This window comes from Micromonospora sp. CCTCC AA 2012012, assembly GCF_040499845.1.
Classification (GTDB): Bacteria; Actinomycetota; Actinomycetes; order Mycobacteriales; family Micromonosporaceae; genus Micromonospora; species Micromonospora mangrovi.
The window spans coordinates 3,378,820-3,404,684 of sequence record NZ_CP159342.1 but is presented as its reverse complement, the minus strand read 5'-3'; the positions used below and the strand labels follow the sequence as shown (position 1 = coordinate 3,404,684).

At 71.7% G+C, this 25,865-nt stretch carries 27 protein-coding genes and 1 tRNA gene; 16 read left to right on the top strand and 12 right to left on the bottom strand.

The annotated features are described in order from the left end of the window. The first annotated feature begins 250 nt into the window (after positions 1-250). Positions 251-805, top strand: a complete 555-nt coding sequence (locus ABUL08_RS14770) for a TIGR02611 family protein (protein WP_350930493.1) — start codon at positions 251-253, stop codon at positions 803-805. Positions 806-857: 52 nt separating this feature from the next. Then, positions 858-932: transfer RNA gene (locus ABUL08_RS14765), tRNA-Val, on the top strand. A gap of 98 nt (positions 933-1,030) precedes the next feature. Here ABUL08_RS14765 and ABUL08_RS14760 read toward each other — a convergent pair. The 3 genes from ABUL08_RS14760 to ABUL08_RS14750 all read right to left on the bottom strand — a co-directional run bounded on the left by ABUL08_RS14760 (position 1,031) and on the right by ABUL08_RS14750 (position 2,704). Continuing rightward, positions 1,031-1,774, bottom strand: coding sequence for an SDR family NAD(P)-dependent oxidoreductase (locus ABUL08_RS14760; RefSeq protein ID WP_350938627.1), 744 nt, complete (start codon positions 1,772-1,774; stop codon positions 1,031-1,033). A gap of 163 nt (positions 1,775-1,937) precedes the next feature. Further along, positions 1,938-2,408, bottom strand: a complete 471-nt coding sequence (locus ABUL08_RS14755; RefSeq protein WP_350930492.1) for a hypothetical protein — start codon at positions 2,406-2,408, stop codon at positions 1,938-1,940. 83 nt (positions 2,409-2,491) lie between these two features. Then, positions 2,492-2,704, bottom strand: coding sequence for a hypothetical protein (locus ABUL08_RS14750; protein WP_350930491.1), 213 nt, complete (start codon positions 2,702-2,704; stop codon positions 2,492-2,494). 67 nt (positions 2,705-2,771) lie between these two features. Between ABUL08_RS14750 and ABUL08_RS14745 the strand changes: the two genes are divergently transcribed. Next, the gene (locus ABUL08_RS14745; protein ID WP_350930490.1) at positions 2,772-3,278 is read left to right on the top strand and encodes a hypothetical protein; all 507 of its coding nucleotides are present in this window, start codon (positions 2,772-2,774) and stop codon (positions 3,276-3,278) included. 5 nt (positions 3,279-3,283) lie between these two features. On the opposite strand, the gene ABUL08_RS14740 is transcribed toward ABUL08_RS14745, so the two are convergent. Next, positions 3,284-3,847 (bottom strand): SMI1/KNR4 family protein, encoded by a 564-nt coding sequence (locus tag ABUL08_RS14740; RefSeq protein WP_350930489.1) that lies wholly within the window; start codon positions 3,845-3,847, stop codon positions 3,284-3,286. 392 nt (positions 3,848-4,239) lie between these two features. Here ABUL08_RS14740 and ABUL08_RS14735 point away from each other — a divergent pair, with 392 nt between their 5' ends. Beyond that, complete coding sequence (locus ABUL08_RS14735) at positions 4,240-5,451, top strand: helix-turn-helix domain-containing protein (protein ID WP_350930488.1); 1,212 nt, start codon at positions 4,240-4,242, stop codon at positions 5,449-5,451. A 267-nt stretch (positions 5,452-5,718) separates the two neighbouring features. Here ABUL08_RS14735 and ABUL08_RS14730 read toward each other — a convergent pair whose 3' ends face one another. Together ABUL08_RS14730 and ABUL08_RS14725 are read right to left on the bottom strand one after the other, a co-directional pair. Next, the gene (locus ABUL08_RS14730; RefSeq protein ID WP_350930487.1) at positions 5,719-6,546 is read right to left on the bottom strand and encodes a hypothetical protein; all 828 of its coding nucleotides are present in this window, start codon (positions 6,544-6,546) and stop codon (positions 5,719-5,721) included. A 652-nt stretch (positions 6,547-7,198) separates the two neighbouring features. After that, the gene (locus tag ABUL08_RS14725) at positions 7,199-7,960 is read right to left on the bottom strand and encodes a helix-turn-helix domain-containing protein (RefSeq protein WP_350930486.1); all 762 of its coding nucleotides are present in this window, start codon (positions 7,958-7,960) and stop codon (positions 7,199-7,201) included. On the opposite strand from ABUL08_RS14725, the gene ABUL08_RS14720 reads away from it, so the two are divergent. From ABUL08_RS14720 to ABUL08_RS14680, 9 genes are all read left to right on the top strand, one after another. Next, positions 7,947-8,267: a hypothetical protein gene (locus tag ABUL08_RS14720; RefSeq protein ID WP_350930485.1), complete on the top strand. Its 321-nt coding sequence runs from the start codon at positions 7,947-7,949 to the stop codon at positions 8,265-8,267. The two genes, ABUL08_RS14725 and ABUL08_RS14720, sit on opposite strands and share 14 nt — an antisense overlap. A 213-nt stretch (positions 8,268-8,480) precedes the next feature. Next, positions 8,481-8,657 carry a hypothetical protein gene (locus ABUL08_RS14715; protein ID WP_350930484.1) on the top strand — a complete coding sequence of 59 codons (177 nt, stop codon included), beginning with the start codon at positions 8,481-8,483 and terminating at the stop codon, positions 8,655-8,657. Further along, positions 8,654-8,872: a hypothetical protein gene (locus tag ABUL08_RS14710; protein WP_350930483.1), complete on the top strand. Its 219-nt coding sequence runs from the start codon at positions 8,654-8,656 to the stop codon at positions 8,870-8,872. The genes ABUL08_RS14715 and ABUL08_RS14710 overlap by 4 nt, the downstream gene beginning before the upstream one ends. Then, on the top strand, positions 8,869-9,042 hold the full coding sequence (locus tag ABUL08_RS14705) for a hypothetical protein (RefSeq protein ID WP_350930482.1): 174 nt from the start codon (positions 8,869-8,871) through the stop codon (positions 9,040-9,042). The genes ABUL08_RS14710 and ABUL08_RS14705 overlap by 4 nt, the downstream gene beginning before the upstream one ends. 299 nt (positions 9,043-9,341) lie before the next feature. Beyond that, positions 9,342-9,854 carry a hypothetical protein gene (locus ABUL08_RS14700; protein WP_350930481.1) on the top strand — a complete coding sequence of 171 codons (513 nt, stop codon included), beginning with the start codon at positions 9,342-9,344 and terminating at the stop codon, positions 9,852-9,854. A 95-nt stretch (positions 9,855-9,949) separates the two neighbouring features. Continuing rightward, on the top strand, positions 9,950-10,477 hold the full coding sequence (locus tag ABUL08_RS14695; RefSeq protein WP_350930480.1) for a hypothetical protein: 528 nt from the start codon (positions 9,950-9,952) through the stop codon (positions 10,475-10,477). A 51-nt stretch (positions 10,478-10,528) separates the two neighbouring features. Next, positions 10,529-10,768: a hypothetical protein gene (locus tag ABUL08_RS14690; RefSeq protein ID WP_350930479.1), complete on the top strand. Its 240-nt coding sequence runs from the start codon at positions 10,529-10,531 to the stop codon at positions 10,766-10,768. 473 nt (positions 10,769-11,241) lie between these two features. Beyond that, positions 11,242-12,783 carry a class I adenylate-forming enzyme family protein gene (locus tag ABUL08_RS14685; protein WP_350930478.1) on the top strand — a complete coding sequence of 514 codons (1,542 nt, stop codon included), beginning with the start codon at positions 11,242-11,244 and terminating at the stop codon, positions 12,781-12,783. Further along, complete coding sequence (locus tag ABUL08_RS14680) at positions 12,783-13,508, top strand: tRNA-dependent cyclodipeptide synthase (RefSeq protein ID WP_350930477.1); 726 nt, start codon at positions 12,783-12,785, stop codon at positions 13,506-13,508. The genes ABUL08_RS14685 and ABUL08_RS14680 overlap by 1 nt, the downstream gene beginning before the upstream one ends. 22 nt (positions 13,509-13,530) lie before the next feature. Here ABUL08_RS14680 and ABUL08_RS14675 read toward each other — a convergent pair whose 3' ends face one another. After that, positions 13,531-14,076 carry a putative immunity protein gene (locus ABUL08_RS14675; protein WP_350930476.1) on the bottom strand — a complete coding sequence of 182 codons (546 nt, stop codon included), beginning with the start codon at positions 14,074-14,076 and terminating at the stop codon, positions 13,531-13,533. Between the two features lie 62 nt (positions 14,077-14,138). On the opposite strand from ABUL08_RS14675, the gene ABUL08_RS14670 reads away from it, so the two are divergent. Beyond that, on the top strand, positions 14,139-15,050 hold the full coding sequence (locus tag ABUL08_RS14670; RefSeq protein ID WP_350930475.1) for an alpha/beta hydrolase: 912 nt from the start codon (positions 14,139-14,141) through the stop codon (positions 15,048-15,050). 6 nt (positions 15,051-15,056) lie between these two features. Here the strand turns inward: ABUL08_RS14670 and ABUL08_RS14665 are convergent, their stop codons facing one another. Together ABUL08_RS14665 and ABUL08_RS14660 are read right to left on the bottom strand one after the other, a co-directional pair. Then, a complete protein-coding gene (locus ABUL08_RS14665; protein WP_350930474.1) occupies positions 15,057-16,712 on the bottom strand; it encodes an FAD-binding dehydrogenase in 1,656 nt (551 codons plus the stop codon). A 64-nt stretch (positions 16,713-16,776) separates the two neighbouring features. After that, positions 16,777-17,967, bottom strand: a complete 1,191-nt coding sequence (locus tag ABUL08_RS14660; protein ID WP_350930473.1) for a helix-turn-helix domain-containing protein — start codon at positions 17,965-17,967, stop codon at positions 16,777-16,779. A gap of 172 nt (positions 17,968-18,139) precedes the next feature. Here ABUL08_RS14660 and ABUL08_RS14655 point away from each other — a divergent pair, with 172 nt between their 5' ends. Continuing rightward, positions 18,140-18,826, top strand: a complete 687-nt coding sequence (locus ABUL08_RS14655) for a hemerythrin domain-containing protein (protein ID WP_350930472.1) — start codon at positions 18,140-18,142, stop codon at positions 18,824-18,826. Between the two features lie 17 nt (positions 18,827-18,843). On the opposite strand, the gene ABUL08_RS14650 is transcribed toward ABUL08_RS14655, so the two are convergent. Both ABUL08_RS14650 and ABUL08_RS14645 read right to left on the bottom strand, forming a co-directional pair. Next, positions 18,844-22,116 carry a hypothetical protein gene (locus tag ABUL08_RS14650; RefSeq protein ID WP_350930471.1) on the bottom strand — a complete coding sequence of 1,091 codons (3,273 nt, stop codon included), beginning with the start codon at positions 22,114-22,116 and terminating at the stop codon, positions 18,844-18,846. Positions 22,117-22,176: 60 nt separating this feature from the next. After that, positions 22,177-22,632 (bottom strand): MarR family winged helix-turn-helix transcriptional regulator, encoded by a 456-nt coding sequence (locus ABUL08_RS14645; RefSeq protein ID WP_350930470.1) that lies wholly within the window; start codon positions 22,630-22,632, stop codon positions 22,177-22,179. A gap of 36 nt (positions 22,633-22,668) precedes the next feature. Here ABUL08_RS14645 and ABUL08_RS14640 point away from each other — a divergent pair, with 36 nt between their 5' ends. Then, positions 22,669-23,274, top strand: coding sequence for a TIGR03086 family metal-binding protein (locus tag ABUL08_RS14640; protein ID WP_350930469.1), 606 nt, complete (start codon positions 22,669-22,671; stop codon positions 23,272-23,274). A gap of 290 nt (positions 23,275-23,564) precedes the next feature. Here ABUL08_RS14640 and ABUL08_RS14635 read toward each other — a convergent pair whose 3' ends face one another. Then, positions 23,565-25,865 carry an ATP-binding cassette domain-containing protein gene (locus tag ABUL08_RS14635; RefSeq protein ID WP_350930468.1) on the bottom strand — a complete coding sequence of 767 codons (2,301 nt, stop codon included), beginning with the start codon at positions 25,863-25,865 and terminating at the stop codon, positions 23,565-23,567.

The window sequence follows — 25,865 nt, the reverse complement described above, 5'->3', positions numbered from 1 at the left end:
CTGCGGAACGCGCGTGTCCCGCTTTTCCCATACTCAGGTGCTACTCCTGGCTACGCTCCGCCATACGCTGACTTCACCCAGTGGTGGGAAGGGGGTCGAAAAGCCCGCTAGAATGTGAAAATTCTTGTAGGATTTCCGGTTCTGCCCAGTGCGTGATCCCGCCCGGCATCGGGTGGTTCAGTCGTCGACTTACTCCGGTAACGTCCAGTCGTCCGCAGGGGTGACGGTCCCGGGCCACACTGGGGGTGAAATGGTCACTGAGCGTTCCTCAGTGGAGCCGACGACCACGGCCGACCCACCGAAAGGTGCGGCCCGAGCAGCCGAAAGGCGGGGGTACGGGGTGTCCACCGAGCCAGGCTCCCGCGACCCGCGCCGGGTTGCCGCCACCGTCGTCGCCCCCCGGCGCCGGACCGGCTGGCGGGGTCGGGTGCACACCACCCTCGACCTGATCCGGGCCAACCCCACCGGTCGGATCACTCTCAAGATCTTCATCGGGATCGCCGGCGCCATCGTCGTCACTGTCGGTATCGCCCTCATCCCGCTGCCCGGGCCCGGCTGGCTGCTGGTGATCGCCGGGCTGGGCATCTGGGCCGTCGAGTTCCACTGGGCGCGACGACTGCTCGGATTCACCCGCCGCCACGTGCACGCCTGGACCCGCTGGGTGACGAGCAGGTCACTGCCGGTGCGGTTCGTGCTGGGGGCGGTCGGGCTGGTCTTCGTGGCCGTCGTGGTGTGGCTGTCGCTCAAGTACAGCCTCGGCATCGACCTGGTGGCCCGGGCGCTGCACTACCTCGCCACGCACTGACCACCCGGGTTTTTGGTCCGGGCTCTCGATCAGGTAGAGTTCTCAGCGCTGAGGGCGATTAGCTCAGCGGGAGAGCGCTTCGTTCACACCGAAGAGGTCACTGGTTCGATCCCAGTATCGCCCACCATGGATATACGCAGAAGAGGCACCCTCGGAAGAGGGTGCCTCTTGCTGATTCCCTCGTCAGTGTGCGTGAGGGTGGGCAGGACGGCGGTGAGCCGTTGATCAGATGGTGAAGCCGCCGTCGACGTGGACCGTCGCCCCGGTGATGTAACGCCCGTCCGGGCTGGCGAGGAACGCCACCGCGGCGGCCACGTCGGCCGGCTGCGCGTAGTGGCCGAGAGCGGTGAACCCGTTGATCGTGTCGGCGTTGGGGCCGTCGGCGGGGTTCAGCTCGGTGTCGGTGGCCCCCGGATTCACCATATTCACGGTGATCGCCCTGCCGCCCAGCTCGCGTCCGAGCGCCTTGGTCAGGCCGATCAGGGCGGTCTTGCTCATGGCGTACAGCGAGAAGCCCGGGAAGACCGTCCGCTCGGCCATGTTGCTGCCGATGTTGATGACCCGTCCACCGGCCGACATGTGACGCACCGCGGCCTGCGAGGCGACGAACGGTGCCCGGACGTTGACCGCGACGGTCTGCTCGAACTCGTCGAGGCTCAGTTGCTCCAGCGGTCCGAGCAGGAACGCGCCGGCGTTGTTGACCAGGATGTCCAGCCGACCCAGCTCGCCGGCGACCCGATCCACCGCGGCGACCACTGCCGCCGGGTCGGCGCTGTCGGCCCGCACGGCGATCGCCCGCCGTCCCGCGGCTTTGATCTGCTCCACCACGTCGTCGGCGCGTTGCTGATTCTGCTGGAACGTCAGCGCCACATCGGCGCCGTCCTCGGCCAGGCGCAGGGCGACCGCGGCGCCAATGCCCCGGCCACCACCGGTAACGAGAGCTACCTTGCCGTCAAGTGCGTTGTTCATGACGGCAAGCCTGGTCGACAGAAGGCCAGCCGTCCGGCGGTGATCGGACGCCGCGTTCGCGTCACCGGTACCAACGGCCCAGGCGGACGACGGTCCGGCGCTGATTCCGTCGCCCAGATGAGGCATGCCCAGCAACCGGCCGGGGGTCGCTGATCGGTGCCTGTCAGGCCCGGTCGAAGCGGTAAAGGTCGCAGCCGTCGTGATCACCGACGTACCAGTACAGCCAGGGGTCGCCGCGGCTACCGGAGATGTTGAGCGAATCGCCGTAGCCGCCGTTGACGCCGGGCGGGGAGTAATCGTAGGAGAGCGTGATGTCCCCGGGTCGGCGCCCGGCGGGTTGGAGTGCCCAGGTGCCGGGCCCGGACACCGGTGAGCGGGACTCGACGTCGTCGGAGACGTTCAGCGCGTCGGCCTTGAACCGTCCGTTCGCAGACAGCTCCAGTCGGCCACCGTCCTGGGTGACGTAGGAGCCGACGAGGTCGGTCGCGGTGATGTTCGCGGGGCGCTCGGCGCCGCAGCCGAAGTAGTCCACCGGGCCGAGGTAGGCCCAGAGCCCGGCGCAGGGGGCACACAGCGCAATCCAGGCGCCGACGACGGCGATGGAGACAGCGGCGACCGTACGGCCCGTTCTCACCACCGTACGGTACGACGACCGGCATCACTTCCCGAAGGCGGAGTCCCTGCCGCTGGCCCGGACCGCACGCCGCTCGTCGTCCGCTAGATGTGCGCGACGATCTGTCGGAGTGGATGGCCCAGGATGGCCTCGACGGCGCGGATCTCATCGGCGGTGAACTCGTGCTCCGCCCGAACCGGGTTGGCGACGGCGATCTCGAAGCGAGCAAAGCCGCTCGGCCGGTCAAACCACAGGGTGTGCAGCGCGACCGCCGCCTCGCAACACGGAACCGTGACAGTCAGGTCGTCGACGGTCACTCGGAGGATGCATCCACCTCGGCGGACCGGTTCTGGCGCGCCACGACGGGGCTGCGACCATCGGCGCATGGAACTCGTACTGGATCCGCCACACGGGGTCGGCCCGCTGCGGCTCGGGATGAGGATCGACGAGGCCCGCGCCGCGCTCCGGACGCTGGGGCCGCTGACTCCCACCGCTCACGGCGAGGTCGCCCTGCACCTGCCGAGCGGCCTCGGCTTCAGCGTGGGCTTCGGAGTCGGTCCGACGAGGGACCGCGTCAACGCGATCGAGCTGTGGCGTCCGACCGAACAGGATGTCGTGCGGTACCGCGACGTGGACCTGTTCGGGCTGCCCGCGCTGGACGTGGTGGAGCGCCTACGTCGCCATGTGGACCTCGCGCCGAACGAGGACGATGACGGGTTCACCGCGCGGGAGTTGTACCTCGCCCTGTGGCGGCCGTTCGCCGCAGACGACGACCCGGACGAGGAACAGGGCTACTTCTTCCAGTCGGTGCTCCTGGCCCGGCCCGGCTACGACGACACACCAGCCGCGGCAGCAGCGCGGCTCGCCGCTGGTGGCGAACCGGGCTACTGATCCACTCACCGCGCCGCGTCGAACCAGGGCTTGTTGGCGGCCCAGTGTCTGACCCAGCCGGCGAAGCCCGCCTCACCGGTGGTGTGCCCGAACTCCGCGCCGAAGGGCACCGCGCCCTCACCGCTGATGTTCCAGACGTGCCCTCGGTGTGGACCGGTCACGATGAGGTGCCAGTACATGCCGCACCCGTCAGTGCCCAACACGATCGACCCGTCGTTGCAGACCTGCTCGACGAGCGAATCGATCTCCTCATCCGGCCATGGCTCGTTCTCCCACAGCCAACTGGAGGTCAACGGGAAGGGCCGGATCAGCGAGCGTGCCGACGGGTCGTCACGCCAGTCGCGGGGCAGTTCCGCCAACCCGACGAGGCCGTAGTGCGGTGGCCCGGAGGGCGAACCGTCGGTGATCTCGGCGACGAACGTCCGATAGGGCTCGGGCAGGACGACGCCTTGCGCCGCCTCGAAGGCGTGTACCTTCTCCCAACCCAGCGCCGACTCACCGTCGTCATCGACGTGGAGGGCCGCGCGGAGTGCGGCGAGGTCTTCCGGGACGGCGCGGTCGGTGTGCATGAGACAGGAATATCAGCAGGGTCTGTCAACGCCAGCAGGGCGCATCGAACCGTCGAGGTACCCGCGCGGATGGCACGATCGGGCCGTGAGTTGGCATTTGCTGGTTTCCGTAAGCCGTCGGGCGGTGCGGTGCTGGCTGCCGGGGGTGGCGCTGGCGTCAGGGGCCGGGCCGTTGCTGGTGTGCGATGACAGTGGCGAGCACGCCTTCGTGGTGTCACCGGGCGACGATCCGGCCCACCTGGCGAGGCACTGGCCGTGGTAGCCGGTGAGCGGGCAGTCGGCGGAGCGTGGCTGGCGTGTGAGGGGTTATGAGGAGAGGGGCCGCTCGGTAGCGTTGGTTCGACGGCGGCCGTCGGGTCGGTGGCGCATCCCGCGCTATGAGGAGGTCCGGGATGGATTCCTTGCCGGAGTTGACGTTCGGGCAGCGGTTGAAGGTCTACCGGGAGCGGTCCGGGAAGACCCGTGCGGTGCTCGGCGGACTGGTGGGCCGCAGTGCCGAGTGGGTCAAGGCGGTGGAGACCGACCGGATCCTGCCGCCGCGCGTCCACATGCTGGATCGCATCGCGCGCGCCCTCAAGGTCGACGTGTCGGCCCTGGTCGGGGAGTTGAGTGACCGGTCCGCCGTGGTGAACGGGCCGGAGCATCCGGCGCTCGCCTCGGTCCGGGACGCCGTGAACCGCCTGACGCCTTCCGGCGAGGCTCCGGCGGAGTCGCTGGCCAGCCTGGGGGAGCGGCTTGCGCTGGCGTGGCGGGCGCGCCATCAGGCGTCCGATCACCGTACGGTGCTGGGCGGGTTGTTGCCAGGGCTACTGCGGGACGTGCAGCGCGCCGCGCTGGCGTACGAGGGTGACGAGCGCCGACGGGCGCAGGCCCTGTTGGCGGAGACGCTCGGGCTGACGCAGATGTTCCTCGCGTACCAACCCGCTGCCGAGTTGTTGTGGCGGGTGGCGGATCGGGCGATGGTGGCGGCGCAGGAGTCCGGTGATCCGGAGGCGCTGGCGTGCGCGGGATGGTTCCTGTGTCAGGTGCATCGGGACGCGGGTGACTGGGACACCGCGACGGCGGTGACGCTGGACGTCCTGTCGGCTCTGGAATCGCGGGTGGCCGACGGGAACACGAACCTGCTGGCGCTGTGGGGCGCGTTGAACTTCGAGGCCGCCTACACCGCCGCCCGTGCCGGTGAGGAGGGCCGGGCTTGGCGGTACTGGGACCGCGCGGATCGGGTGGCGCAGCGCCTGCCGCAGGGCTTCTATCAGCCGCAGACCTCGTTCTCCCAGGTCATCATGGGCGCTCACGCGGTAACGGTGGCGGTGGAGTTGCAGAAGTCGGGTGAGGCGCTGCGACAGGCGCGCCGCCATGATTCGGCGGCGATCCCGTCGAGGCCGCGCCGGGCACGCCACCTCATCGAGATCGCGCGGGCGCACTACGGCAAGGACGACGCGGAGGCCGCCGTGGCGACCCTCCGGCAGGCGTACGAGTCGGCACCGGAGACGATCCGCTTCAACGGGTACGCCCGCCAGATCACCCTGGACCTGCTCGACGGCCCGCGTTCCACCCGCGACGACGCCCGTGACCTCGCGCTGAAGGTCGGCCTGCTTTCCTGATCGAGGGGTAGGAACCGTACCCGTTCCGCCCTGCCACCGACCGTAGCTGACGAACGAGGAAAGAAGAGCAGTCTCAGCCAGCAGTACGGCACGCAATTCAGCTGCTGACGACTGCTAGCGACTAATTTGACGGCCTTCGCTGCGCAGGACGCTACTAGCGTCCCTGCGCTCGGCGGGTAGATGCGCTAGGCGAAGAACGTTAACTTCCCGAGATGCTTGGTTGGGTCAAGGGCTGATAGGGCGCACGCCCAAATCATGGTCTCACTATTAATATCCGCGTTTCAGCCTCTCATACATCCCTGCGGCTAGCTCGACAAATGCTGAACTCCCATTGTACTTGCGAAGTGTGCGCTCAAGCGCTTCTCGGTCAGGAATGCCATAGTCGGGATGGATCGGGATCTCGACATCACGTAGGTACTTGTCAATCGCAACGTCGATGGACTGCTCGTCTGATATTGGATGTGGCGAGGATGCCTGCATAATCCCATACGAGCCCCCAGGGAATACTGCGCCCTTGATGTATTCTAGCCTTCTGAACCATGATGGCCTCTGCAAATTCTCTGTATAGAGAATGGCGAGTAGTAGGTCTTCGTCGACGCCTGACTCTTTGGATCTTTGCCTAGAGTACTCGACCAGATGAAAAGGGGCCTCGCGCTCTGCGATATCAAACAGGTCTTGAGGTCCGTTGTGGTCTCGCGTTACGTTCAGCACTACCACGCCAATTACTGCGACGAATACTGCGGTCCACAGCGCCTTAAAGAATTCATCTATGGGTGGGACTATGAAACCGAATGGACCGGGGCCCAGCCCGCCGAGAAGGGCTGCCCCCGCAGATAGCGCTGCAAGTGTTAACTGGAATAGTGTTTCGGCGCTCCAGATTCTGCGTGATCCTTTTCGTAGTACGCGGATCATGGGAATTCCGTGATTGAGGAAACTGTGCCCTGTGCCGACAATAAGTGCCGCAGCGAAAGCGGGAGCATGTTCGCGGGCGGCGGTCGTTGATACCAGCAATGAGGCGAGGTAGACCGGGCACAGTATGAAGAAGAGGTACCGTTGCACAGATCTGTTGATGATTAGGCCGTAGGTCCTTGTCATTGTGACGTAGTTGGACGGCCACTCAAGCCGCACTGCTCTATAAAAGACATGCAAGAGACCAGTACCGACTAAGCCGCAAAATATCGCGAGAGCGACATTTCTCACACGTTCACCTCCCCATGCGGCATACAAGGTAACGGAGAGATGCCAAGCTCCTGACGGCAACCAGCAGCACCCGAAGAAACAGCAGGTCAACAGCCATCTCACTGCTGCCGTGGCGGGTCAAGCAGAAGAGCCAGTGACGTCTTGCTGTCTGGCGTGCCCTCTGCTGGACGTCGATTGGCTTCCGAACTTCCTCCCGGTGGGCAGTAACCTTCCGGCTGCGAGGTGTTCGCCTTCTTCCCGGCCCGGGAGCCGACGCGGCCGTATGGCGCTCATCCGAGTTGCTTGGGAGAACTGGGTGGCCGGTTCCGTCGCTTGGACGACCGCGTGGAGTGCCGAGGCGAAACGGCTCGTCGCGACCAGGCGAGCCGCCCTCGCCAGTGACAGATGCGTGCCACGGCATAGTTGTCGACAGCAAGTTCGGCAGAAACTGGATGGACGAAGACACTCTTCCCCAAGCGGAGTCGGATGGCAGTCCAAGGCCAGAGACGCTCGGGTAGAGGGCTCAGAGCTACGACCGGGAAGTCGAAGAGTCGCGACGTAGTCTGCGCTACGTCGCCGTCGTGTTGTAGCGATCGAGCGTCGCCTTGGAGGTCGAAGCATCGCGGAAGACAAGCTCCCATGGGCCGGTGTTCACGTCCATGTCCTTGCCGAAGCCGATCCACTTTCCGGCCATCCGTCGGCCCGTCGGCTCGGCGATCAGTTGGATCGCACCGTGGTATCTGGCGCCTCGGTAGTAACCGCCCGGGTCGGTCTGTTCCACCCACGTGCCCGTGACGACGGCACCGTCAACGGTCAGGTCCAGCGAGAGAGACGATGACGCCGATCCGGGCAGGCTGCGCGCGGTCAGCCGGTCGCCGTGCTGGAGGAGCACCACGAAGTGCTGCCCGGCGAAGGAGTCGCCCCGGCCGCTGGAGTAGTACTGATAGCGACTGAGCCAGACGCCCTCGTACGAGCTGTGGACCGTGGTCGGCCGGGAGGCCGGCGTCGGCGTGGCCAAGCTGGACATGGGAGACGTCAGGTCGTGGCCCCCGTGCGCGTCATCGGCGACATGGCCTCCGGGCACCGCAGCGAAGCCCAGCAGTGAGATGGGCAATCCGGTGACGACTTCCAAGGCGCGCGCGTAGACGGGGCGTGGCGCAGCGATCGCCCCGGACTCCCACCGTTGAACGAGTCTCTTGTTGGCGTCGTTGGGCTCGCCGACGCGGTGGCCGGCGGCTTGGAGCGCGCGAGCGAAGTCGTCCTGACTCATGCGCATCCCGGTCCGGACGGCGCGTAGGGCGGTATTGGGGGCGGTCATGACCGACACCATAGCGCCGTGTCGCCTTAATGTCGCCGGAAATGTTGCCGACATGTCGGCTTTCATGCCGTCGCGACCGGCGACACACCGACGCCACTGTGGAGTGGCGGCGGTCAGTGGCCGCCGCGTTCCGCTGACGGAGGTGGCAATGCCGGGAGATGACGACGAGCCGGTGACGGGCAGAGGTGAGCAGATTCAGGCGGCCGAGCGGGAGGCGGCCAAGCGGCGGCTTCTCGCCGAGGCTGAGGCGGAGCGGATACCGGCGGAGGAGATCAGCCGGGCGGTGCCGGATCGGCGGTGGCGTCGTGATCAGCCCTGAGCTGCTGCGAGTCGGGCGACGGAGGGCGACCGGACCTCTTCGGGTGTCCTACGGGGAGTACCTGGCCGCGGTCGCGATGACCTTGGCGCGGCGGCATCGGCCGGTGTGGTCCTGGCAACGGTGGCGATGGGTGTGCCGCTGTGGCGCGGAGCTGCCCTGTCGGAGCCGGCACCGAATCCCGATCAGCGGTGCGCACTGGCCGGGGGAGAAGTCGTGACCGAACAGGAGCGGCGGATTCTGCGCGTACACCTGGCGGGTGTGGACGGGATGTGCGGTGGGTGCCGGGCGTGGTGGGGGCGGCTCACGCCGTACCCGTGCTGGCAGGTGGAGTGGGCGACCAGCCGGCAGGCGCGGCGGTGGACCGCCACCGTGCTCGGAGGTCGCGGGTGAGCAGCCACGGGCCGGTGCCGCCGGTGTGGACCTGCGGTGGCTGCGGCGGGCCGTGGCCGTGCGAGACGCGGCGGCGGGAGTTGCGGGCGGAGTTCGCCGACGCCCGGGTGTCGCTCGCGCTGTATCTGGGTGCGCAGTTGGCGCGGGCGGCGGAGGACCTGCACCAGGTGCCGGCGGGGACGCTGCACCGGCGGTTCCTGGGGTGGCTGCGGTGAGCATCCTGCGGCGCGGGGACGAGAAGTTCCACTACAGCGACGGCTCCCACCGGTGGGTCCCGCCGGACCCGGACGACGACCAGGAGGCCTGGGCCGAGCAGGTCCGCCAGCACAAGTACGGCCACCTCAGGAACGAGCGCCCGAAGGTCCGCCTCCAGCGGCTCGTCTGAGGTCACCGAGCGGGACGGGTGGGCTGCTAGCCTGACGCGTCCCGCGGGGGAGAGGTGGAGCCGGCCCGGTGCTCAGGATGGTGCTGCGGTGGTCAGGGGCGGTGCTGGCCGTCTGCCTGGTGACCGCGTGCGGTCCGTCGACGGATCGACCGGCGGGTGGGACGATCCCGCCCACGGCGCAGTCGGCCGGCGTCACCGCAGCGGCGTCCCCTACGGTCCCGTCGACCGGTGGGCGCGGTTACTCGGCTGCGCTCTCCGCCCGCCTGGTCACGGCGGACGCGGGGCCGGCCGGACTCGCGGTGGACATCGCGACCGTCATGCCGTCCGACGCCGGAGAGCACCGGCCCGCTGCCGACGCGCCCTGTGCGGAGCTGATCCCGCTGCTGTCGGCCAGCCGGCTCACCGGCACCCCGGCAGCCATGGCGGGGGCGACGCTCAGCGTCGACGCGGGCCCCGACGGCCTCTGGGTGGGCACCGAGGTGCTCCGGACGTACGCCGATGCGGGTGCCCGACGGGCGATGAGCGACCTGCGGACGTTCCTCGGGCGGTGCCCCACCGTCGCGTCCTCCGGCCGGGTCGGCGGCAGCTACCGCTTCACGGTGTCGGCAGGGCCGCCGCTGGGCGACGAGAGCCTTCGGGTCGGCTGCACCATGACGTCGGGCACCGGCATCCTGCGCTGTGACAGCATCCTCGTCCGGATCGGGACCGACCTGGTGGTCGTCCAGGAGCAGGGCAACACACCCGGGGACGGCCGGTATCTCATCCAGCTCACCGAGGCTGCGCTGCGCAGATATCAGGCGACCGGATCCTGACGGATCGGCGTCGGTGGCGACCGGGCCTCGCGGTGCGCCGGCGGGCGTGGGGTGTGGACGGTGACGGTGGTCGGGGGGGCCTAGGCTTCGGGGCCATGAAGACGCGCAAGCCGCTGCTGGCGGTGGTGACCGGCGCCGCCGCGGTGCTGCTGCTGGCGCTCGTCGGCTGCGCCTGGGCGGGTTTCCGGCTCGTCGGCGACGACCAGGCGCAGACGCGTACCTGCCAGGACTCCGTGACGGCCGCGGAGGCGAAGGTACGCACCGACCGCTGGGACCCTCCCGGGGAGCTGCCGGACCTCGGCGACTACCCGGAGATCCACTGGCAGGTGCGTACGCAGGCCGACCCGTGTTCCCGGGTGCCCGGCCCCACCGACTGGGCGTACCAGGGTGTGGTCACGCTCCGGCCGCAGGACGCCCGGGCGTTGGCCGAGCGCTACGACTTCGTGCCGGCGAAGCCCGGCGACCCGGTGGACGTGTGGCCGGCCCTGGTGCCGTTCCTGCCGAGCGGACCACGGTGGCTGCACAGTCGGTCGTACGACGAGGCCGCCCCGTCGTCGCGGTGGCGGACCGCGTTCCTCGACGTCGAGCACCGGACGCTCGTGTTCATGCTCAACGACCACTGACGGGCACCTGCCCGGTTCCCGTTCGGAGGACGAGTCGATCAGGTCAGCGGGGTGGCGGCTTCGTGCCTTGACGAGGTGCCGGGCCGTCACCAGGATCGCCTCCTGACCTCGGACGACCCCGACGCCCCTGTTCCGGATGCGGCCGAGCGGCCGCTGCCGCCGCGCACGATGTGGCTCTTCGGCGCACTCGGCGCTGTCGTCGCCCTGGTGCTCGCGCCGTCGAACCCCGGCGGCTGGTTCCTGCTCGTGGCGCTCGCCTGGATCACGCCATCCCTAATTCGTCGCCGGTGAATGCGTGGTCGGAGCTAAACACGGCTTCGGATCGGACTGGCGCTGTCGATTCTCGGTGGTGAGCAGTCGGCTGCGCTGCTCTTTCCGCGCACGTGCGGCACCCTGCGCCGAGAGCGCAGGACACGTGCGTCTGTGGATTTCGTCACCGGCACCCGCTCGTTTAATAGAGTGGGAACAGGTGGTCAAGAATGTTAACCCGAAGCGCTGGAAGCCGCTCGGGGAGCGCCCGTCGATCGGGCGTAACAGCAGGTGGGAGCGGCTTACTCCGGCGCCCTGCACAATCCACCGACATCGATTAAGATGCGCACCCTCGTCCTTGCTCTCTTCCTTGACGAAGGCCCGACGCCGACAATACGGTATTGATCGCACTGACTGGATAGCGATCCGGGAAATGAGGAATGGTGGCAAATCTCAGGTTATGGGAGTCCAGCGTCGGCCTCCTCTTCGACCGTCGGGCCGAAGTGGGAAAGCCGATGATTTTCCGCCCCAGTCGGCCCCTGGACATCGATCCCGCCAGGCAGGAGGTCCTCGATCTGGAGGCGCTCGCCGGGATCGTGCGCAGGACGGCCGGGGCGCTGTACGCGGCGGGGCTCCGATCCGGCGACAGGTTCGTCGTCTACAAGGACAACCACTTCGACTGCCTGCTGCTCGCCTCCGCCGGGGTCAGGATCGGCGCGATCCCCGTCATGGTGTCCGGTCTGCTGCCGCCCGACCCGACCCGGGCGCTGCTCGAACGCGTCGAGCCGAAACTGCTGGTCAGCAACCAGCGGCTGCTGGCGAGCAAGGGCAGCGACGGCGCCCTGCTGTCGGCGTTCGCGGAGCAGACCCTCTCCCTCGACGAGGGCGACTCCAGCGCGCTCTCCTTCGCCGAGCTCTACGGCAGCACCGACCCGACGCCCGCCCCGCGCCCCGACGACGAGTTGATGATGCTCACCCACACATCCGGCACCACGGGCGTGCCGAAGCTCATCATGTACACGCCGGCGAAGCTCCAGCGCGAGATGGCCCGGCTGGAGTGTCGTCACCTGCCGCCGATCACCTTCGGCCGCGACGACGTCGTGGCGATGTTCACGCCGTACGTGCACGCCCGGGCCTTCACCTGGCTCTATTCGACCCTCACCCTGTCGCCCACCAAGGTGCTGGTGATGAGCGACAGCGACCCCGAGGTGGTCGGCCCGATGTTCCACCAGCACCGGCCCACCGTGATCGAGGCGCTGCCGATCGACTACGTCCGGCTGGAGAAACTCGCCAACGACCCGCGCAGCGACGCGTTCGCCTCGGTGCGCGCGTTCATCAGCAACTTCGACGGGGTGCGGTGGTCGACGATCCGGCCGTTCCTCAACGCCTCGCGGCACCCGTTCCCGCTCTGGCGGGAGGGCTACGGGCAGTCGGAGACCGGCGGGATGGGCATGACGTTCGTGACCCGGCGTACGGCCAACAAGCGGCGCGAGGAGCTTCCCGGCCCGCGCCGGGTGGGCCGGCCCATGCCCGGCTTCGTCGCCCTGAAGGTGGTCGACCCGAAGACCTTCCAGCCGGTGCCCAACGGTCAGCCGGGGCTGGTGCTCGCCCGCACCAAGGCCCGCTGCATCGGCTACTACAAGGAGCCCGAGCGCTGGCAGGAGAAGGCGGTCGGCGAGTGGTGGAACACCGGTGACATCGGCATCAAGAGCAGGACGGGCGCCCTGATGCTGATCGACCGTGAGGTCAACTACGTCCCGGGTGGCAGCAACCTCGAGCAGGAGGACATCCTCGTCGACCGGCTGCCCGGCGGGCACGACGTCGCGCTGCTGCCGGTGCCCGACGGGCCGCCGGTGCCGATCGTCGCCACCCCCGACGGGAAGCTGGACGGGGAACTGTGGAAGCGGGTCAGCCGCGGCCGTCCCCCGATGGCCGAGCCGATCGTGATCGACGCCGAGGACATGCCCCGGACCGGCACCGGAAAGATCATCCGAGAGGAGCTGCGGCGGCGCTACCTCGACGAGGCCGAGCATCCCGGAACCGGTCGGTGGACCTGATGGCGGCGCACGGACAGACCGCCCACCGGAGCCGGAACCCGGTCCACCGCCGGGGGCCCTTCGTCGTCGAACCGTTCACCGACGACAGCCACGCGATCTGGGAGCAGCGCAGGCACGTGGTGTGCGGGGTGAGCCCCGGCAACAGCTACTTCCAGGTGTCGCGGCTCACCGACCTGCTCGGCTGGCTTACCGCCGAGTTCGAGCGGGTCGACGTGATCATCCCGGACTCGGCGCTGCACCACACCTACCTCGCCCTCGGCTACGAGCCGCGACGCGCGAACCGCAAGGCGCGCGACGAGGCGAACGTGTCGTACAACCGGGTTGCCCGGGCCTGGCAGGCCTCCGGCGGGCCCCGGGAACGCGACGGCCTGCACCGCATGTCGGAGCTGACGTCCCACGACGTCTACCGCCAGCGGTTCGCGGAGTGCGAGCGGGCCCTGCGGGAGGACCGCGCCCTGTGGGAGACGTGCCGGGAGATGAGCATGGACGTGCTCGCCGGCCGGGGGTACGACGGCCCGCCCGAGCCCGAACGGATCGAGCAGGCGATGCAGTACCTCCTCGCCGAGCTGCCCTTCTTCCTGGCCTCGGCGGACATCTTCGAGGCCCCGTCGTCGCTGAACTTCTATCACCAGCGGCTCGCGCTGGCGGAGCTGATCTTCGCCGGCCGGTCCGTGCTGGAGCCGTCACCCCGCCAGGGGTACGCGACCATCCACCCCGCCACGTGACACTCCCGCCCGGCCGGTCCGGTCACCCCGCCGACCGCAGTGACGTGTCCAACTGACGGATCAGCTCGCCGACCCGGCCGCCCTTGTCGGGGGCGGCCGGGTAGCGCCGGAGCACGTCCACCACGACCGGTGGGGCGAGAACCCGGAACCGGGCGAGGTGGTCGGCACCGACCGTGGGGTCGTCCCCCGCGTCGAGTTCGTACGCGCGGGCGGCATGGGCGGCCGCGCCCAGGATGTGCTTGACCTGGGTCGCCTTCGCCAGGGGATGCAGGAACGCCGCGCCGGCCGCCGCGAGGGCGGCGCGGGCGGCCTCGCTCGCCGCCGGCCGCCCGGCGTCGCGGGCCTCCCCGGCCGCCCGCTGGGCCGCCCAGGCGCTGTCGCGCAGCGCCCTGCTCCGCCGGGCTCCCTCCGCGTACGCCTGGGCGGCGTCAACGGCGGCCCGGGGGCGTGGATCGGCGGGGTGGTCGGCCTCGTAGACGGCCAGGGCGGGCCGGGCGCACGCCGCCGCGTAGCGGGCGACCTCGCGCAGTTCGGCGGGGGAGAGGTCGATCGTCGGGTCATCCGGCACGCGTCCATTGTCGGGGGCCGGCGGTAGCGTGGCGACGAGAGCCGAGTGACGGGGGAGGGCCGGTGCGACTCGCGCTGGACGCACTGCTGGTCGACGTGCCCGCCGAGCAGGTAGAGGAGGCCCGGGCCTTCTATCGGGCGCGGGTGGCGGGACGCGGTCCCGCCTCGCCGGCGGAGCTGGCGGCGGCACGGGCCGGCCGGGCGGCCCCGCCGGTCGCCGATCCGCCCCCCGTCGAGGAGACGGTCCCGGAGACCCGCATTCCGGTCCGGATCTTCACCCCCACCGGGGGCCCGCCGCTCGGCGTCCACCTCGACATCCACGGCGGCGGTTTCTATCTGGAGTCCGCCGCGCGCGGGGACCGGCGCAACCGCGAGCTGGCGGAGGCCCGGCAGCTCGCCGTGGTCAGCGTCGACTACCGGTTGGCGCCCGAGCACCCCTGGCCGGCGGCACCGGACGACTGCGAGGCGGTGGCGCGCTGGCTCGTCGACCGGGCCGAGGCCCGCTTCGGCACGTCCCGGCTGACCATCGGCGGGAACTCGGCGGGCGCCACTCTCGCCCTGGTGACCCTGCTCCGGCTCCGGGACGGCGGTGCCGTCGGCCGGTTCGTCGGCGCCGCACTCCAGTTCGGCACGTACGACCTGAGCGGGCGCACCCCGGCCGGTCGCCGCATCGCCGACGAGTACTTCATCCAGGCGTACGCCGGCCACGTCACGGACCGCACCCGACCCGACATCTCACCCGTCTACGCCGACCTCGGCGGGCTTCCCCCGACGCTGCTCGTGGTGGGCAGCGCCGACGTGCTGCTGGAGGACAACCTGGCGCTCGCCGGTCGGCTGTCGGCGGCCGGCAACGACGTCGAGGTCCGGGTCTATCCCGACGCGCCGCACGGCTTCACCGGCCACCCCGTCGCGCTGGCCCGCACGGCGCTCGACGGCGTCCACACCTGGCTGCGCGACCGGATCACCCGGCCGTAGGGCCGCTCAGCCGACCTGGGCGGCCACCGCACGCCCGGCGGTACGACCGGAGAAGAGACAGCCACCGAGGAAGGTGCCCTCCAGCGCGTTGTAGCCCATCATCCCGCCGCCGCCGAAGCCGTTGACCTCGCCGGCCGCGTAGAGGCCGGGCAGGACCGACCCGTCGCCGGTGAGGCAGCGCCCGGACAGGTCGGTCTCCAGACCGCCGAGGGTCTTGCGGGACAGGATGTGGAGCCGCACCGCGATGAGCGGACCCGCCGCCTCGTCCAGCAGCCGGTGCGGTGCCGCCGTCCGGATGAGCCGGTCGCCGCGATAGGTGCGGGCGGACCTGATCGCCATCACCTGGGCGTCCTTGGTGAACGTGTTCGCCAGCTGCCGGTCGCGTTCCTCGATCAGGGTGCGGACGGCCGCCGCGTTCAGCGCCGGCACGTCGTCGTCGGCGATGCGGTTCATCCCGGCCACCAGCTCCTCGACGGTGCGGGCCACCACGAAGTCCTCGCCGTGCTGCTTGAACGCCTCCACCGGCCCCGGCGCACCGGAGCGCACCCGGGAGAGCAGGAGCCTGAGGTCCTTGCCGGTCAGGTCGGGGTTCTGCTCCGAGCCGGAGAGCGCGAACTCCTTCTCGATGATCTTCTGGGTCAGCACGAACCAGGAGTAGTCGTATCCGGTGGCGCGCAGGTGGCGCAGCGTGCCGAGGGTGTCGAAGCCGGGGAAGTAGGGGGCGGGCAGCCGGTTGCCGGCGGCGTCCAGCCAGAGCGACGACGGGCCGGGCAGGATCCGGATGCCGTGGTTGTCCCAGATCGGGTCCCAGTTGAGGATGCCCTCGACGTAGTGCCACATCCGGTCGGGGTGGATCACGTGGGCGCCGGCGTCGGCGGCGATGCCCAGCATCCGGCCGTCGACGTGCGCGGGGACGCCGGAGACCATCCGCCGGGGCGGCGTGCCGAGCCGCGCCGGCCAGGCCCGGCGTACGAGGTCGTGGTTGCCGCCGATGCCGCCGCTGGTGACGATCACGGCCTGCGCCCGGTGTGCGAACTCGGCCACGGCGACCCGGCTGCTCGGCCGGCCCCGCGCGACCGTCGTGGGCTCCAGCACCGTGCCGTGCACCCCGACCACGGCACCGGACTCCACGATCAGCCCGTCGACCCGGTGCCGGAAGGCGAAGGTGACCCGGCCGGCGTCGGCGTGGGCGCGGACGCGCCGCTCGAAGGGGGCGACGACACCGGGGCCGGTGCCCCAGGTGATGTGGAACCGGGGCACGGAGTTGCCGTGGCCGGTCGCCCGCCCGTCGCCGCGCTCGGCCCAGCCCACCACGGGGAAGATCCGGTGGCCCATCCGGTGCAGCCAGGAGCGCTTCTCACCGGCGGCGAAGTCCAGGTACGCCTCCGCCCAGGCGCGCGGCCAGCGGTCGTCCGCCCGGTCGAACTGGGCGGAACCGAACCAGTCCTGCCGGGCCAGTTCGAGGGAGTCGCGGACGCCGAGGCGGCGCTGCTCGGGGCTGTCGACCAGGAAGAGGCCGCCGAGGCTCCAGAACGCCTGGCCGCCGAGGTTCTGCTCACCCTCCTGGTCCACCAGCAGGACGGTGCGCCCGGCGTCGGCGACCTCGGCGGCGGCGACCAGGCCGGCGATCCCGGCGCCCACGATGATGACGTCTGCGTTCACGTCGGCCAGCCTGCGGGGGCGGTCACCGGCACCGCAACGATGATTGTCGGCGGGGACAAGCTGGTTACTCACCGGGTGACAAGGGGCCGGCGACGAGGAGCGCGGACTCCAGCACCAGGCGGTCCCACGCGTCGCGCACGTCGCGGCCGGTCAGGTCGCGCAGCCGGCGCAGCCGGTAGCGCATGGTCTGCGGGTGCAGCCCCAGCAACTCGGCGGCGTGGCTGGCCGAGCCGGTGGCGAGGAAGGCGTCCAGTCCCTCGGTCAGGTGGGTGAGCCCGCCGGGCTGCACCCCGGCCAGCACCAGCGCGGCGAGCCGGTGCGGGTCCGCGTCGGCATGCCGGGTGAGCAGGCCCACGACGTGCGCGTCGGCCTCCGCCAGCAGCGGCCGGTCCGGCCGGAACGCCCGGGCGGGGGCGTACCGGAGCAGGTTGGTGCCCAGCCGGAACCGGGACGGAAGCTCGGTCACGGTGAGGTTCGCCAGCCGGCAGCCCCGCCACCGCCGCTGCGCCAGGCCGGCCGTGTCGGGCTCCCCGCCGGTGGCGAGCAGCGCGATGCCCAGCCCGTCGCGGACCCGCAGCGGGACCCCTCCGGCGGGGGCGCCCGGCGCCGCGTGCAGGTACGCGTCGAGCGCCTCCAGGGTCACCTCGGTGTGCGCGTCGGCCGGGCGCAGCAGCAGCATCGTCAGCCGGTCGGGGATGTCGACCCCCAGCTCGCGCGCCCGGTCGGCGAGCCCGGTACGGGTGACCTGACGGCCGACCAGCAGGTCGTCGACGAGGTCGCCCAGGGCGTGCGAGCGGTCGCCGCCGACCCGCTCGGTGGCGGAGGCGTACCCCTCCCAGATCGCCTCGGAGAGCGCGTCGATGCACGCCATCCAGAGCCGGGCCAGGTCCATCATGTCGGCGACCGCCAGCCGGTCCCCGCCGAGCCGCTCGACCCGCGACGTCACCTCCTGCCCGGCCAGCCGGTAGGCGCGCAGCACCGCCGGCAGGGGTCGGCCGTCGAGGGCCCGCGCCGCACCGATGCCCCGGAACCGGCGCAGGTCCTCCGGCGACAGCTCACCACCGGCCACCCAGAGGTCGAGCACCCGGCCGGTGCCCCACGACGCGATGGCGCGCACCTCGTCGAGCTGGCCGGGCGACAGCGCGGCGTACGCGGGGATCTGCGCGACGATGGTCGCCACGACCGTCTCGGCGATCTCGGCCTGCCGCTGCAGGACCTCGGACCGCACCCGGCCGCGCAACGGGGCACCAGCCATCAGGGCACCTCACGGGGAGTCCGCAGTCTTGTCAGTGACTGACAACTCTAGTGCGGGCGAGGAAGAGGCGACGGACCTCGGCGCGGAACACCACGGCCGCTTTCGGGTCTTTTCCCTGGTTCCCGGCCTGCGGGAGTCCCCTGTGGTGAGTGGCGGCGTAGGGTCGCGGAACATGGGCACCACCACCCCCCGCGCCGAGCCGAACCTCCTCGGTTTTCGCGTCAACCATCGCACCATGCGGGCCGACACCCGGCGGCTGGCCGAGCTGCTCGACCGGGTGGCCGCCGGTGGGATCACGTACGACCGCCGCCGGGCGACGGCCCTGCGGACGTATCTGCGGCTGCTCTGCACCGGCATCCACCATCACCACCAGACCGAGGACGACGTGCTCTGGCCGGTGCTGGAGCGCTCGGCGGGCGCGGCGGTCGACCTGCGGAACCTCAGCGCCGACCACGCGGCGCTCGACCCGGTGCTGGACGAGGTGCGGGCCGGGGCGGACGAGCTGGTCGCCGTCCTCGCCTCCGCCGCCGCGGACCAGGGGCGAGCGCGTACGGTCGCGGCGCGGCTCGCCGCCGGCCTCACCCGGCTGAGTGACCTGCTCGACGCGCACATCGAGGAGGAGGAGCGGTTGCTCTTCCCGGTGATCCGGCGGTACGTCAGCGTGGCCGACTGGACCACCGTGGAGCGCGCCGTCCGGCGGGGCGGCTCGATCCGCTTCGAACTGCCCCGGCTCGAACGCTACGCCGAGCCGGCGGAGATGGACGAGCTGCGCGCCATCGCCGGCCCGGTGCTGCGGCTGCTGCTCGCCGCGATGCGTCCGGGCTTCCGCCGCCGGGAGGCCGTCGTCTTCGGCGACTGACCGGGCCGCCGCACCGGTCAGCTCATGTCGACGGCGTACGCCTCCTCGCGGACGTCGGCGTCCGGGTGCCCGCGCAGTCCGATCAGCAGGTTCCGCCACGGGTCCGGCCAGCCGACGCCGGCCCCGTACCGGACCAGTGCCACCGCGAAGAGCCCTCCGGCGAGGTCACCCCGCCCCGCCAGCCGCCCGACCGTGCCGGCGAGGAGTGCCGGGTCGGTCGACTCGCCGAGGTCGCGCAGGCGCGCGCCGACGTGGTCGGCGGTGCGGACCGCGAGGACGGGGCGGCCCGTGCACAGGTCGGCGACCTCGTCCAGGTTGTCCAGCCGGCCGAGGTCCACCAGCAGCGCGGCGGCCGTACCGGTGAAGCCGGGACGACCGGCCAGCCACCGCGCCGACTCCACCAGGGCGCTCCGGTCCGCCTGCGCGGGGCGGCTCCGGGCCCGGATGACCGCGCCGCGGGCGACGACGTCGATCCGCCGTCGGGCCGGGCGGTCGGCGGCCGGGCCGGCAGGTCGGGTGTCATCCGCGTCGCGCTCCACGAGCCGGGCCAGCGCCGCGCCGAAGGCCGCGTCGCCGCCGGCCCGCAGCAGGTTGGCCACGCCGAGGTGCACCAGCGTCTCGCCGAGGTCGGTGAGCCGGTCCACGACCAGGTCGGTGCTGCCGACCAGCCACGGCGACCACTCCCCGAGCTGACCGAACGCGACCCGCCGGACCTCCCGGTCGGGGGCGCGGCAGGCGTCGACGAGCAGCGCCGCGTAGCGCGGGCGGTGCCGCTCCGCCATGGCGTACGGGTGCGCCCACAGGACGGCACGCCGCTCCTCCCGGCTGCCGTCGACCGCGCGGCGCAGGATGGTCCAGCTCGCCTCGATCTCCAGCCGGCGCCGGGCGGCGGCGACGATCGCCGCCCGCACGTCCCGGTGCGCGTCCGGATCGGTGTACGCGGCCAGCAGCGTCGCCAGCACCTCCGGCGGCCCGTAGCGGGCCAGCAACCGCGCCGCCTCCTTCCGGCTGGTGACCTTCGCGGGGCCGGTCAGCACCGCGCCGAGCGCCTCGGCCAGCGGGGCCGGCGGGACGAACCGGGCGGCCCGACCGGCCGCGAAGAGCGCCACCCGCGTCCGGTCACTGTCGGCGTACCGGAGCAGCACCGGCAGCGCCTCGTCCGGCCGGTCGGTCTGCGCCAGCGCGGTCAGCGCCGCCTCGGCGATCGGCACCTCGGGGGCGTCGAGGTGGCGCAGCACCAGCTCGCGGCCCGCGCCGGGAACGCCGGCGGCGGCCCGGATCGCCGCCGCCCGTTGCCAGACCCCCTGCCCGGCGTCGGCCACGACCAGCTCCTGGAGGGCCACGAAACGGGCCTGCTGGCGGGGCAGCCAGCGATCGGGGCGGAACGCCGGGCCGGGCACCCAGCGCGTCCCCGGTTCCACGAACCGGCCGCGCGGGGCGCGGTCCAGCACCCGGTCGAGCAGGTCGGTGCGGGACGTGCAGACCGTCACCCACACCTGGTGGATCGTCACCGTCGACGGGTCGATCCGGAGCACCTCGGCGACCCGTTCCGCGCGGGTCCGCGGGTCGTCGAGCCACAGCCCGATCGCGGTGCGGGCCACCGAGGGCAGGGTGCGCGGGCCGATCGCCCGCCGCAGCAGGTCCTGCAACGGCGGCAGCCGCCGGGCGCGCCGGCCGAGCGCATGGGTGAGCGCGAAGAGCGGACCGTACCGGCCGCGGGCCATGGCCGCCTCGACCCAGCCGTGCAGCCGGTCGAAGACCACCGTCTCCTGGCCGCGGCGCAGCACCTGGTCGAAGCGGCGCAGCACCGGCACGTTCGCACCGGTGCCGACCAGGTCGATCGTGAGCAGTGCCCACTCGCGCAGGGGCGGCACGGTGACGTGGTGCCGCAGGACGTCGGCGGCGAGCGTGCTCAGCGCACCCGTCGTGGCGGCGGAGGCGTCGCGGGCCTCGACCGCGTCGGTGGTCAGCCGCGTCAACCCGGTCGCCGTCCCGGCGGTGAGCACCGGGGCCACCGTCGCCAGCGCACCGAGCGCGGCGGCGCGTACCGGGTCCTGCTCGTTGCGCAGCCGGCCGAGCCGGTCGACCACCTCGGCCACCGCCTGCGGGTCGCGGGTGCGGCGGGCGGCCGCCACCAGCAGCGCCCAGCCGTGCGCCCGCTCGTCGGCGTCGCCGGAGCGCAGCGCCCCGGCCAGTGCCGCGGACGCGTCCGGCCAGGCCAGGTAGGCGCTCCAGGCGCGCACGTCGGCCTCCCGCTCGCGGGTCACCGCCAGGGCCAGCACCCGGGTCGCCTCGCGGATCCGCACGGCCGCGGGCAGCACCTCCATGACCTCGGCCGCCGGGATCAGCACCGCCGGGTCGACCCCGGCCAGGGCCCGGTCGTGGAGTTCCCCGCGCCGGCTCGGTGCGACGGCGTCCAGCAGCGCCGCCAGCGCCGGACCGTGGTCCCGGAACCGGCCGGCGAGCGGCGCCAGCTCCTCGGTGGGCAGCGCCGCGAGGCGACGCAGCAGGGCGGGCGGCAGCGCGGTCCGCCGCAGCCAGGCCGCGCGACCGGGCGTGCCGAGCAGCCGTACGACGCGAAACGCGTCGTACGCCGCGAGCACCCCGTACGCGCTGAGCGGGCCGGGCAGCGACGCCTCCGGCGCGTACCGTTCGAGCAGGTCGAGGGCCTGGGCCGGAGCACAGCGCAGCACCGCGCCGGCGGACCGTCCCCAGATCCCGCCGCGCAGCTCGGGCGGGGCCCCGGCGAGCCGTTCGCGGACCCGGTCCAGCAGGGGGCCGGAATGCCGGCGGACCAGCCGGTGGAGGCTGACCGCGTGCTCCAGGTCGGGCAGCAGCGCCCGTACCGTGTCGGTGCCGCAGGCGGGCAGCAGCGTGGCGGCCTCGTCGTCGCCGAACCGGTCGCGGACCTCGGTGATCAGCGTGTCGGCGACGGCCGGCAGGTGCCGACGGCGCAGGGCCCGGTAGATCCGGCGCCGCTCCGTCGCCGAGCGGTCGGCCAGGCCACCGACCGGGAGGCCGGCCCGCAGCGCCGCGGTGAGCGCGGCGCCCCGCAGCGACGGGTGCGGGTCGTGCGCGGCGGCGGCGATGCCGTCGGCGTCCCGGGTCACCTGCGCCGCGACCAGCGCGAGGTGTCGCTGGTAGGAGCCCTGGTCACGCAGGTCGGCGCAGACCTGCGCCCGGTCGGGCGCGGTGCGCGCCCAGGCGGCGAGGCGGCGCATCCGTTCGCGGTACGGCAGCGGATCGAGCGACGTCAGCAGGGTACGGGTGGCGGCGAGCACGGTGATCATTGTGCCCGCGAGCGCACCGGCACGAGACCCGCTGTCCCGGCTCCCGCCGGGTGGTGGTCGTCAGCTCCGTGGGTCGAGGGTGCGCAGCACCCGGAGGAACGCCTGCCGATCCGCCGCCGGCAGCCGGTCGAGCAGGCGGTCCTCCTCCTGCCGGATGGCCCGCTGCGTGCTGGTCCGCAACCGACGACCGGCCGGGGTGAGCCGGAGCAGGTGCACCCGCCGGTCGGCCGGGTCCGGTTGCCGTCGGATGAGGCCGCGCTCCTGCAGGTCGTCGAGCACGCCGATGATCCGGGTCTTGTCGGCGCCGATGGTGCGGGCCAGGGCCGCCTGCGTGCGCAGCGGTGTCTCGTCGAGCGCGGTCAGCACGACGTATCCCCACATCGACACGCCGTGCGCCGCGAGGATCGGCTGCTCCCGCGCGATGAGCGCCCGACTGAGCCGGGTGACCACGGCGGCCAGGTCGGGCCGGTCGTCCTGGTCACGAGGGGGTACGGCGGTCACCTCGGGAAGATACACCTTGACATACCGTACGCTTCAGCAGACCGTAAGCGTATGCATACTATTCCGGATCTCCGCGCGGCGGACGAGGCAGCCGTACGGGCGACCGTGGCGCTGGTCGAACGCGTACGCCCGGCGGACCTGGGCCGGCCGACGCCCTGCGCCGGCTGGGACCTGGCCGCCCTGCTGGCGCACCTGACCGCGCAGCATCTCGGCTTCGCCGCCTCGGCCCGTGGCGACGGCGCCTCCCTCGACGAGTGGCGGGTCCGCCCCCTCGGCGACCGCCCCGCGGCGGACCATGCGGACGCCGCAGAGCAGGTCATCGCCGCCTTCCGGGCGCCCGGCGTGCTCGACCGGACGTTCGCCCTCCCCGAGTTCGGCGAGGGGGTCCGGGTGCCGGGCCGGCAGGCGATCAGCTTCCACTTCATCGACTACGTGGTGCACGGCTGGGACGTCGCCCGCTCCCTCGCGCTGCCGTTCGCGTTGCCGGCGGAGCTGCTGCGGGCGGCGGTCACCGTCGCCGAGGCGATTCCCGACGACGATCGCCGGCTCGCCCCCGGCGCTGCCTTCGCCCCCCGACTGTCCGTACCCGACGACGGCGAGCCACTGGCACGGATCCTCGCGCTGGTCGGCCGCTCCGCGTCTTGGCCGGAGAACTAGTCGGTCCGCAGCGGGCGACGTGAGGTCGCCGGCCGTCCGAAGTAGTGGATGCGCCGCTACGTGATGCGCGGAGCACCGGATCGACGACGTGCTCGACCAGGTGGGGCTCACCGACGTCGCCGACGATCGGGCCCGCGGCTTCTCGCTCGGCTTGCGCCGGTGGCTGGGGCACGGCAGCGCGCTGACCTACTACCCGCGGGACCGACCCGACGACGTACGCCGGCGCTCAGCGGGCCTTGGGTGCGGTTCTGTCCGGCGTGCTGATCATGGCGGCGGCCCGGTTCCTGCGGTCATCGTGTCCATCGTCGGTGCAGGAGCCGGACCGCACCGGCGACGGCGACCAGGAACACGAGCATGGCCATGATGTTGAGGACCCAGAACCTGCCGACGCCGCTGTCCCACATCCAGTCCTCGTACAGGGCAGGACGGCGATGCCGGTTAAGGTCGGAATAGGAGGCGACGGCGGCCAGCCCCAGCCGGGTGGGCAGGACGCCGGTGGCAACCCCGATCACCCCGCCGAGCCGGAAGAGGGTGCCGCTGAGCGCCACCTGCGTCACGGCCAGCAGCGTGCTCCACGTGACCGCCCGTTCCAGACTCGGGGAGCCCGCCGAGATGAACATGCCCAGCCCCATCGACGCGAGCATCGTCAGCAGGACCACGCCGTAGAGCATGGCGAGCGGTGGCACGCCGTACACCATCGGAGGCAGCGCGCGGACCAGTGCGAACGCCACGGTGACCACACCGGCCAGGACGGCGCAAACGCCGGAGTAGACGAGCGCCTTGGCGAGGATCATTGGCGCTGTCTCGACACCCACCCGGAAGTCACGGCGCAGGGTCTTCTCGTCGCCGACGATGTCGGGGTAGGTCAGGGCGGCCCCCGTGAGTGCCGCCACGGTGACGAGGATGGCCAGCACCGCCCCCATTTCCGCCCCCGGCCGGAGCCCGTCGGGTGAGGCGACGACCGCGAAGCCCGTACAGATCAGTGGCACCGCGAGCAGCACCGCCAGGGACCTGAGGCCCCGCCGGGAGGTGAGCGTGAACTGCCGGTGCAGCAGGGTGCGGAGCCCGGCCAGGTCCCACCGGGCGGGCAGCGGGCTCCGTGGTGGCGTGCTGCCCGCCGTGACCGGCCGGTTCTCCGGCGTTGCCGGTTCCCGGTCGAGTTCCACCATGAGGTCGGCCCAGGTGGCGTGGCCGAGCGTACGCAGCACCGTTTCCGGAGGACCCGCGTCGTGGACGCGTCCGCCCTTGGCGACGACGACCACTCTGTCCACCAGGCCGAGATGCTCCGTGGAGTGGGTGACGATGAGCACCGTGCAGTGGTAGGTGACGCTCACCGCCCGGAGGTCGGCCATGATCGCGCGGTCCTTGCCGGGGTCGAGGCCGCTGGTCGGCTCGTCCAGCAGAAGCAGCTGCGGGCTGCCGACGAGTTCCGTGCCGATCGACACCCGCCGGCGCTGCCCGCCCGACAGGTTGCCGACCCGACGGTCCGGGAGATCGGCCGGCTGGTCCAGGCCCAGCCGGCGCAGAACATCCCCGACCCGGTCATCGATCTCCCGGGGCAGCGTGTCCGCAGCGGCGCGGAGGCGGGCCGCATAGCTCAGCGTCTCCCGTACCGTCAACGTCTTGAACAGGTCCTCGTCGCCCTGCGGCACATACCGGACCTGTCGCCGGCGCAGCTGTGGATCAGTCCTTCCATCCGTACCCGGACCGAGGTGGACCTTGCCAGACGTCTCCGTCAGCTCGCCCATCAGTACCTTGATCAGGGAGGACTTGCCGGCGCCGGACGGGCCGACCACGGCAACCACTTGCCCGGGGGCGATGTCGAGGCTGACGTCGTCGAGGAGCACCTTGCCCTTGTCCCCGACGGCCGTCACATGGTCGAGGCGGACGGCGAGGCCGGTCTCAGTGGTGGGGCGTCGCAACTCCCCGCTGCGCAGCTCGCGGACGCCGGGGCGGGGTCCCGTCTGGCCGGGGGCGTTCGGCAGCAGGTCCGGGCTCACGGTGACGGCGGTCTGCCCGACGACGAAGACCTGTCCGTCCGTGAGGGTCGCCGACATCCGTCGGACCCCGTCGACGTACAGCTCGCCGGCGATCCACCAGCGGCCCTTGCTGTCGATACGGACGGTGGCGTGGCGGGCGCGGACCAGCGGGTCGTCAACGGGGATGTCTGCTTTGGTGCCCACCCGGCCGATGACATACCTGATTGCGCCACGGGGTGGCGCAGCGGTGTGGACCGGCGGGGGCGGTGGGGGTGCCGGGGTGTGATCGCCGTCGGCCGGCCGGCGTGGGTTCACCGGGCGGGTGGCCACGTCGGTCGTCAACGCCACCTCGGTCACCCGGCCGGTGGGCAGCTCCTGCCGGACGTTGCGGACTGCCGCCCCGTCGATGCGCAGCACCCGGGCGGCCGGCACGTTGTCGGCGTGGAAGAACCACCGCCCGAGGATCGGTACGAAGAAGCCGAGCTGCCGGTCCGGTTCCGCGTCGGCCGGCGTCGGACTGACGGTCAACCGCTCGCCGTCCCGCAGGAGGTAGTGCACGTCCTCCGGCAGCTCGACCTCCTGCCCGTCAACAAGGACTCGCAACGAACTCAT